General features: G+C 68.6%; 10 protein-coding genes and 2 tRNA genes. 11 read left to right on the top strand and 1 reads right to left on the bottom strand.

Annotated features, from left to right (window positions below; translation table 11 throughout):
* Positions 1 to 255: 255 nt before the first annotated feature.
* The 10 genes from K2X24_RS21610 (at position 256) to K2X24_RS21565 (ending at position 8,085) form a co-directional block, all read left to right on the top strand.
* On the top strand, positions 256 to 669 hold the full coding sequence (locus K2X24_RS21610; RefSeq protein ID WP_243911967.1) for an EF-hand domain-containing protein: 414 nt from the start codon (positions 256 to 258) through the stop codon (positions 667 to 669).
* A 215-nt stretch (positions 670 to 884) separates the two neighbouring features.
* Positions 885 to 1,802, top strand: coding sequence for a branched-chain amino acid ABC transporter permease (locus tag K2X24_RS21605; RefSeq protein WP_238277210.1), 918 nt, complete (start codon positions 885 to 887; stop codon positions 1,800 to 1,802).
* 105 nt (positions 1,803 to 1,907) lie between these two features.
* On the top strand, positions 1,908 to 3,206 hold the full coding sequence (gene livM, locus K2X24_RS21600; RefSeq protein WP_292500967.1) for a high-affinity branched-chain amino acid ABC transporter permease LivM: 1,299 nt from the start codon (positions 1,908 to 1,910) through the stop codon (positions 3,204 to 3,206).
* Positions 3,203 to 4,123 (top strand): ATP-binding cassette domain-containing protein, encoded by a 921-nt coding sequence (locus tag K2X24_RS21595; RefSeq protein ID WP_292500963.1) that lies wholly within the window; start codon positions 3,203 to 3,205, stop codon positions 4,121 to 4,123. The genes livM and K2X24_RS21595 overlap by 4 nt, the downstream gene beginning before the upstream one ends.
* Entirely contained in the window at positions 4,120 to 4,917 is a 798-nt protein-coding gene (locus K2X24_RS21590) for an ABC transporter ATP-binding protein (RefSeq protein WP_292500961.1), read from the top strand. Before K2X24_RS21595 ends, K2X24_RS21590 begins: the two co-directional genes overlap by 4 nt.
* Before the next feature lie 2 nt (positions 4,918 to 4,919).
* Positions 4,920 to 5,285: a DUF6867 family protein gene (locus K2X24_RS21585; RefSeq protein WP_292500959.1), complete on the top strand. Its 366-nt coding sequence runs from the start codon at positions 4,920 to 4,922 to the stop codon at positions 5,283 to 5,285.
* 85 nt (positions 5,286 to 5,370) lie between these two features.
* Entirely contained in the window at positions 5,371 to 6,492 is a 1,122-nt protein-coding gene (locus K2X24_RS21580) for a branched-chain amino acid ABC transporter substrate-binding protein (protein ID WP_292500956.1), read from the top strand.
* A gap of 204 nt (positions 6,493 to 6,696) precedes the next feature.
* On the top strand, positions 6,697 to 6,897 hold the full coding sequence (locus tag K2X24_RS21575; protein ID WP_292500955.1) for a hypothetical protein: 201 nt from the start codon (positions 6,697 to 6,699) through the stop codon (positions 6,895 to 6,897).
* Positions 6,898 to 7,084: 187 nt separating this feature from the next.
* The gene (locus tag K2X24_RS21570; protein ID WP_292500954.1) at positions 7,085 to 7,273 is read left to right on the top strand and encodes a hypothetical protein; all 189 of its coding nucleotides are present in this window, start codon (positions 7,085 to 7,087) and stop codon (positions 7,271 to 7,273) included.
* 170 nt (positions 7,274 to 7,443) lie between these two features.
* Positions 7,444 to 8,085, top strand: coding sequence for a DedA family protein (locus K2X24_RS21565; protein WP_238277200.1), 642 nt, complete (start codon positions 7,444 to 7,446; stop codon positions 8,083 to 8,085).
* 237 nt (positions 8,086 to 8,322) lie between these two features.
* Here K2X24_RS21565 and K2X24_RS21560 read toward each other — a convergent pair.
* Positions 8,323 to 8,398, bottom strand: a tRNA-Asn gene (locus tag K2X24_RS21560).
* A gap of 287 nt (positions 8,399 to 8,685) precedes the next feature.
* On the opposite strand from K2X24_RS21560, the gene K2X24_RS21555 reads away from it, so the two are divergent.
* Positions 8,686 to 8,759, top strand: a tRNA-Cys gene (locus tag K2X24_RS21555).
* The last annotated feature ends 1 nt before the right edge of the window (position 8,760 follow it).

Raw genomic sequence — 8,760 nt, 5'->3', positions numbered from 1 at the left:
CGGCGACCACGTCGGCGATTGATGCCCCGCGCAGCCGAGCGCGCGGGCGCGGCGGCTCACGCGGCCGCCGCGCGTTAGGCCCGCGACAGGCGGTGGAGAATCCCCCGACGCGAGTCGGCAGATTCCCTGTGATAGAGCGGGGCCGTCACCAGACCAGCGCCCATGATGCGATACTGCGTTGCAATATATATCCTTCTGCGCGACCGCAACGCATGGTAGAGGTACCGCCGTTATCGCCTGCATGGAGCAATCCGCATGTCCAACGTCTCCCGCCTTGCCGCCATCCTGGGCGCCGCGGCCCTCGCGCTTCCCCTGACCCTGCCGGCCTCGGCCAAGGGTCCGGGCGCGTCCAAGGTCATCTCGATGGTCGACACCGACAACGACGGCACCATCGACCTCAAGGAGGCCCAGGCCGTGGCCGGCGCCCTGTTCGACAAGCTGGAATCCGACAAGGACGGCACGGTCGACGCCAAGGAACTCCAGGGCCGCGTCAGCAAGAAGGCCCTGAAGGCCGCCGATCCGGATTCGGACGGCACCCTCGACAAGACCGAGTTCCTCGCCCTGGTGGAGGCTCGCTTCAAGGCTGCCGACCCGGACAACGACGGCACCCTCGACGCCAAGGAGCTGAAGACCCCGGCCGGCAAGGCGCTGGTCTCCCTCCTCAAGTAAGTCCGGCCGGTGCCGTCGCACCGGATCCAGGCCCGCTTCCGAGCCGGCCCGGCGCCCCCAGCGCCGGGCCGTGCGCGTTTCAGGGCCGCGGGAAGCTCACGCCCGGACGCGCGGCAAGGATTGACCGGAGGCGGTTGTTCAGAACATTCCAGGCTGGCACGCCATTCGCAGACCCCGTTCGCGGATGGCCGCAGCGCCGAAACGAAGGCCGGTTCATGGAATTTTTCGCCCAGCAGTTCATCAACGGCCTGACACTCGGGTCGATCTACGGGCTGATCGCCCTGGGCTACACCATGGTCTTCGGCATCATCGGGATGGTGAATTTCGCCCACGGCGACGTCTTCATGCTCTCGTCCTTCATCGCGCTGATCTTCTTCCTCATCCTGACGACATGGCTCGGGCTCACCTCGGTCGCCCTGGTGTTCCTCATCGTGCTCATCGTGGCGATGATCCTGACCGCGCTCTGGGGCTGGGCGATCGAGCGGGTGGCCTACCGGCCCCTGCGGGGCTCCTTCCGGCTCGCGCCGCTGATCTCGGCCATCGGCGTGTCGATCTTCCTGTCGAACTTCGTCCAGGTGGTGCAGGGTGCCCGCAACAAGCCCGTGCCGCCGCTCGTGCGCGACGTCATCGTGCTCTACCAGAACGAGCAGTACACGGTGACGCTGTCCTACAAGCAGGCGATCATCATGACGACGACGGCGCTGCTGCTCGCCGGCTTCTGGTACCTCGTGCAGCGCACCTCCTTCGGGCGGGCCCAGCGCGCCTGCGAGCAGGACCGCCGCATGGCGGCGCTGCTCGGGATCAACGTCGACCGCACGATCTCGCTGACCTTCGTGCTCGGGGCGGCGCTCGCGGCGGTCGCCGGCACCCTCTACCTCCTCTATTACGGCGTGGTCTCGTTCTCGGACGGGTTCGTGCCCGGCGTGAAGGCCTTCACGGCGGCCGTGCTCGGGGGCATCGGTTCGCTGCCTGGCGCGGTGCTGGGCGGCCTCATCATCGGCCTCATCGAGACCTTCTGGTCTGCCTATTTCTCGATCGAGTACAAGGACGTGGCCGCGTTCCTGATCCTCATCGTGGTGCTGATCTTCAAACCATCCGGCATCCTCGGACGCCCCGAAGTCGAGAAGGTCTGAGCCATGGCGCAAGGATCGACGACGCAAGGATCGACGACTCACGGATCGACCATCGGCGCGGTGGCCCCCACCGTCGCCCGGCGCTCCGGCGCGGCATTCTCCGAGATGCTGAAGGATTCGGCACTCTTCGCCCTCGTGACGCTCGGCCTGAGCATCCCGGTGGTGGCCTACCGGACGGATCTCGGGCAGGGCACCGGCCTCGAACTGACCGGCCGCTGGGGCGTCGTCGCCGGCCTGTGCCTCGCAGTCTTCGTGCTGCGCCTCGGGCAGCGGCTGCTCCTCGGCGAGGTCGCGCGGCGGCGGGAAGTGCACCGCCTCGCCACCCTCGACGCGGCTCCGGTCGTCGCCCGGGCCGGCCGGGTGCTCGGGCCGCTGACCCTGTTCGTGGCGCTGACCCTGCCGCTGTTGGCCGCCCTCGCCTCGGGGGGGCTGTCGGAGGGGCGCTACTGGATCGACCTCGGCATCCTCATCCTCACCTACGTCATGCTGGGCTGGGGCCTGAACATCGTCGTCGGCCTCGCCGGCCTGCTCGACCTCGGCTACGTCGCCTTCTACGCCGTGGGGGCCTATTCGTACGCCCTGCTCTCCACCGTGTTCGGGCTCTCGTTCTGGATCTGCCTGCCGCTGGCGGGCCTGTTCGCCGCCGCCTTCGGCGTGCTCCTGGGCTTCCCGGTGCTGCGCCTGCGCGGCGACTACCTCGCCATCGTGACGCTCGCCTTCGGCGAGATCATCCGTCTCGTCCTCATCAACTGGGTCGACTTCTCGGGCGGTGCGGCCGGCCTCTCCTCGATCCCGCGCGCCAGCTTCTTCGGCATTCCCTTCACGGCCGGGGAGGGCGGGTTCGCCCAGACGTTCGGGCTCGCCTTCAGCCCGATGCACCGCATCGTCTTCCTCTATTACCTTATCCTGGCGCTGGCCCTGATCACCAACCTGGTGACGCTGCGCATGCGGCGCCTGCCGCTGGGGCGCGCCTGGGAGGCCCTGCGCGAGGACGAGATCGCCTGCCGGTCGCTGGGCATCGACACCACCATGACCAAGCTCACCGCCTTCGCCCTCGGCGCCATGTTCGCGGGCTTCGCCGGCTCGTTCTTCGCCGTGCGGCAGGGCTTCGTTTCGCCTGAGAGCTTCAACTTCCTGGAGAGCGCGATCATCCTCGCCATCGTGGTGCTCGGCGGCATGGGCAGCCAGATCGGGGTGGCCATCGCCGCCATCGTGATGGTCGGGGCGCCGGAACTGCTGCGCAACCTCACCTTCCTCAAGGCCGTGTTCGGCGAGGGCTTCGACCCGAACGAGTACCGCCTGCTGCTGTTCGGCCTCGCCATGGTCTGCATGATGGTCTGGCGACCGCGCGGGCTCATCTCGGAGCGCACGCCCTCGGTCCGCCTCGGGGGGCGCCCCGCATGACCCTCGCCACCGGCATCACCCGCCTCGCCACCGTGCAGGACGAGCCCCCGGCCGCGATCCCCGGCGGCCCGGCCGACCCGATCCTGGTGGTCGACCACCTGACCATGCGCTTCGGCGGCCTCACCGCCGTGGGCGACCTCTCGTTCAAGGTCGGGCGCGGCGACATCACGGCGCTGATCGGCCCGAACGGCGCCGGCAAGACCACGGTCTTCAACTGCATCACCGGCTTCTACAAACCGACCGAGGGCATGATCAGACTGCGCCAGGAGGGCGGCGAGACCTACCTCTTGGAGCGCCTGCCCGGCCACGACGTCAACCGCCTCGCCCGGGTCGCCCGCACCTTCCAGAACATCCGCCTGTTCCCGCAGATGACCGTGCTGGAGAACCTGCTGGTGGCCATGCACAAGCCGCTGATGCGGGCCTCGGGTTTCTCCCTGGCGGGCATCCTGGGCCTGCCGGGCTATCGCCGGGCGCAAGCCGAGGCGATCGAGAAGGCCGCCGCCTGGATCGCCCGCATCGGCCTCACCCACCGGGCCGACGAGCCGGCGGGCGACCTGCCCTACGGCGACCAGCGCCGCCTGGAGATCGCGCGGGCCATGTGCACGGACCCCGTCCTGCTCTGTCTCGACGAGCCGGCCGCGGGCCTCAACCCGCGAGAATCGGCCGACCTGAACACCCTCCTGCGCATGATCCGCGACGAGTACGGGACCTCGGTGCTGCTGATCGAGCACGACATGTCGGTGGTGATGCAGATCTCCGACCGGATCGTGGTGCTCGATTACGGCATCAAGATCGCCGACGGGACGCCGGACGAGATCCGCAACGACACCCGGGTCATCGCGGCCTATCTCGGCGTCGACGACGAGGAGGTGGCGGCGGTGGAAGCGGAAGTCGGTCTCGCGGGAGCCCCAGCATGAGCGTCGCGGGCATCAACGTGCTGGTGGACGAGACCCGCGCCCGGATGGCGGAGGCGGAGACCCGGGCCGGTAAGGCGCCGCTCCTCAGCGTGCGCGGAGTCTCGGCCTATTACGGCAGCATCCGGGCCCTGAAGGGGGTCGATGTCGACGTGCACGAGGGCGAGATCGTCGCCCTCATCGGCGCCAACGGGGCCGGCAAGTCGACCCTGATGATGACGATCTTCGGCCAGCCCCAGGCGCGCGAGGGCACCATCACCTTCGCGGGTCAGGACATCACCAAGCTGCCGACCCACGAGATCGCGCGGCTCAACCTGGCGCAGTCGCCCGAGGGACGGCGCATCTTCTCCCGCATGACGGTGCGGGAGAACCTGCAGATGGGGGCGGCGGTGAATGGCGGGCGCCACTTCGCCGAAGACCTCGAGCGGATGTGCACCCTGTTCCCGCGCCTTGCCGAGCGCATCGACCAGCGCGGCGGCACCATGTCGGGCGGCGAGCAGCAGATGCTCGCCATCGCCCGCGCGCTCATGAGCCGGCCGCGCCTGCTCATGCTCGACGAGCCCTCGCTCGGACTGGCGCCGCTGGTGGTCAAGCAGATCTTCTCGGCCGTGCGCGACCTCAACGCCCGCGAGGGGCTGACCGTATTCATCGTCGAGCAGAACGCCTATCATGCCCTCAAGCTCGCGCATCGCGGCTACGTCATGGTCAACGGCGCCGTCACCATGAGCGGCACCGGACAGGCGCTCCTCGACGACCCGCAGGTCAAGGCCGCCTATCTCGAAGGGGGATCGCACTGAGCATGGGCGACGGTTTCAGCCTCGATCTGCGCACCCTCGGCATCTTCCTGCTCATCACCGTGGCGATGGGGGGCGGCGCGGCCTGGATGACCGGCAGCGGGCTCGCCCGCGGCTGGCGCCCGTCCTGGCACTGCGCCCTGGCGCTCCTCCTCATCGCGGCGGTGACGCGCTTCCTGCACTACGCCCTGTTCGAGGACCCGCTGCTGTCGCTGCCGGCCTACCTGGTCGACGCTGCCGTCGTCCTCGCCATCGGGGCCGTGGCCTACCGCTACACCCGCACCGGACAGATGACCCGGCAATATGCCTGGCTCTACGAGCGCACCGGCCCGCTGAGCTGGCGGGATCGGACGAGCGCGCCGACGCCCTGAGGGCCCGGCGCGAGACCACACCGCGTTTGGCGACCCGTCCGGCGAAGCGAATTCCTGGCCCGGCGCCGTAAGAGGGGAAACGAGCATGAAGTCACTGTTTTCAGCCGGTGTCGCCCTCAGCCTGATGCTGGCGGCCACCGCCGCCCAGGCCGAGATCAAGATCGGCGTGGTCGTCCCCGTCACCGGCCCGAACGCCGCCTTCGGCGCGCAGATCAAGACCGGGGCGCAACAGGCCATCGCGGACATCAACAAGGCCGGCGGCGTCAACGGCGAGAAGCTGGTGATGACGGTCGGCGACGACGCCTCCGACCCGAAGCAGGGCGTCTCGGTGGCCAACAAATTCGCCTCGGAAGGCGTCAAGGCCGTGGTCGGCGCCTTCAACTCCGGCGTGTCGATCCCGGTCTCGGACGTGCTGCAGGAAGCCGGCATCGTCGAGGTCAGCCCGGCGTCAACGGCGATCAAGTACACCGAGCGCGGCAACTGGAACACCTTCCGCACCTGCGGCCGCGACGACCAGCAGGGCGCCGTGGCGGGCGCCTACCTCGCCGACAAGTTCAAGGGCAAGAAGATCGCCTTCGTCCATGACAAGACCCCCTACGGCAAGGGCTTGGCCGACGAGACCCTGAAGGCCCTCAAGGCCAAGGGCGGCTCGAACGTGCTCTACGAAGGCATCAACCCGGGCGAGAAGGACTTCTCGGCCCTGGTCTCGAAGCTCAAGCAGGCCAATGTCGACGTGGTCTATTTCGGCGGCCTCTACACCGAGGCCGGCCTGCTGATCCGCCAGATGCGCGACCAGAGCCTCAAGGCGCCGCTGATGGGCGGCGACGGCATCGCCGACCGCGAGTTCGCCCAGGTGGCGGGCCCGGGCTCGGACGGCACCCTGATGACCTTCTCGCCGGATGCCCGCAAGAATCCGAAGTCGAAGGCGACCGTCGACGCCTTCAAGGCGATGAACTTCGACCCCGAGGGCTACACGCTCTATTCCTACGCCGCCATGCAGATCCTCGCCGACGCGATGAAGGCGACGAAATCCACCGACGGCCAGAAGGTCGCCGCCTACATGCGCGAGGGCAAGCCCTTCAACACGGTGATCGGCGACATCTCCTACGACAAGAAGGGCGACATCACCCGGCCGGACTACGTCATGTACATGTGGAAGAAGGGCGCCGACGGCTCGATCAACTACGCGGGCAACGAGCAGCCGTAAGCCGCGCCGGCGTCTTCGCCGATCGGGGCCGGGGGAGCGATCCCCCGGCCCTTTTTCGTGCGCGCCCCCCGAGGCTCCGTCCCCGGGCGCGACGAACCTGCACACCCCGTCGACCGGAAACAGCGCCCGGTCGGCGCGGTTGGTCGAGGCATGTCGTGGGCGCTCCTCAGCCCCCGCGACGGACCCACACCGACGGGAGCAGACATGTCCAACAAGCATCCGAAGACCGATGTCCCCAGCGACGCCGACCTCAAGGGCAACCCCGGGATCGGTCAGTCCAAGGGCATGACCGGGCGCGACCCGGCCGACGTGGCGGCGGACTCGACCTTCGAGGGCGACGTCGAGAACGAGACGACGCCGGAGGGCGGCGTCGACCCGAACCATCGCCCGCGCAAGAACGCCTGAGGCGCGTGCCGTCGCGGGCGGCGTCCGTGACGCTGAAACGACCGTGCGGTGACCGTCCGGCGACGTGGCGCCCGGTCACCGCATGTCAGCCCTGCCCGGGCCGGGGGAGCGCGCGGGTTAACGGATGGCATTCGTTCAGGTAGGCCAAGCCGTGCCGTCGTGACGGTATCGCACCTGAGGAGCCTGGATGACCAAAGACGTGCAGCACGATCGCTCTGCCTCGCCGCTCGCAGCCGTCTCTGACGAGATCCAACCTTCCCTCCAGACCCAAGGCCCGGACGGACCGGGCGACGACGCTCCGGCTCCCGCGCCGGATGCGCAAGCCACCGCGACGTTCGAGAGCGACAGCTTCGAGGGCTTCGGCTCCTTCGGCTGATCCGCGCGCGCGCAGTGCCCCGCACGCGGCGGGTGGCCGGACGCGACGCTGCGTGCTCGACCTCGAGACGAAGTCTTCGCGTCGCGTGGCCCGGCTTGGCCACAGACGAGCCGCGCTCCCGCCATGATCCCCCGCTCTGTGTCGCGGGATCATCGATGCGGGAATACCGGATGTCATTTCTCTCGAACCTGCCCATCGCCGACCTGATCGCGAGCTACGGCTACCTCGCGATCTTCGTAATCATCGCGCTCGAAAGCGCCGGCGTGCCGTTGCCCGGCGAGACGATCCTGATTTCTTCGGCGGTCTATGCCGGCAGCACCGGCCACCTGAACATCGGCCTGATCATCCTGGCCGCTGCGACGGCCGCGATCCTCGGCGACAATCTGGGCTACTGGGTCGGCCGCCGCTGGGGGATGCCGCTCCTGCTGCGCTACGGCCACCTCATCGCCCTCGATCACGGCCGGCTCAAGCTCGGGCAATACCTGTTTCGCGAGCATGGCGGGAAGATCGTGTTCTTCGGCCGCTTCACCGCGATGCTGCGCGCCTACGCGGCGGTGCTCGCCGGGGTGAACAAGCTCGATGCGCGCCGCTTCCTGATCTTCAACGGCCTGGGCGGCATCGCCTGGGCGACGATCATGGGCCTCGGCTCGTACTATTGCGGCCGTTCCATCGAGCACATCGCCGGCCCGGTCGGCCTCGCCCTGCTGGCGCTGGTGATCTTCGGCGGCCTCGCCCTGTGGCTGTTCGTGCGCAAGCACGAGACCCGGCTCCTCGCCGAGGCCGAGACGGCGATCCCCGGCCCCCTGGCCTGACCGCAGGCGCCGGTCCGAAAAAGCCCCGCCGGTCCGGTGACCGGCGGGGCTTTTTCGATCTGAGGACCCGATAGACCGAGGCGGATGCGGAGCACCCGACGCGCGCGAAATCGGCGCCGCAGAGCAGCGCCGATGATCCAGCCGGGAGATGATGGAAACGCGGCGCCTGATCCCGCAGGACCGACTCTGCCGCTATAGCCAGCCCACCAAGTGAACGGCCAAGTCTTGAAGAAGGTTTGGCTCCCCGAGCAGGACTCGAACCTGCGACAAAGCGATTAACAGTCGCTTGCTCTACCAACTGAGCTATCGGGGACCGCGATCGGGGGTCTACACAGCACTTCGCCGGGACGCAAGGGTGTCCGAGCCAGGGATTTGACGAATCCGTCATATTTTTTGGCCGCCCCCTGCGCGTGCGGTCCGGCAACCGCCCGCTCGCGCCTTCGCCGCGAGGCTCCGCCGGAGATTCGCATCCTTTTTGCCCAGATCGTTCAAAGGGCCGTTGCCCTCGCGCCCGGGCCTCTGCTAGAGACCGCTCTCCCCGAGCCGGCCGCCCGGACGGGGGTCGCCGAGAAGGTCCGATCCGTCGGGCCGTGCGACAGAGGCCTCGTGGCGGAGTGGTTACGCAGAGGACTGCAAATCCTTGCACCCCGGTTCGATTCCGGGCGAGGCCTCCAA

It is taken from the genome of Methylobacterium sp. (assembly GCF_019750675.1).
Classification (GTDB): Bacteria; Pseudomonadota; Alphaproteobacteria; order Rhizobiales; family Beijerinckiaceae; genus Methylobacterium.
Note: the sequence above shows the minus strand (reverse complement) of the source record. Positions and strands in the feature narration are given on the sequence as shown.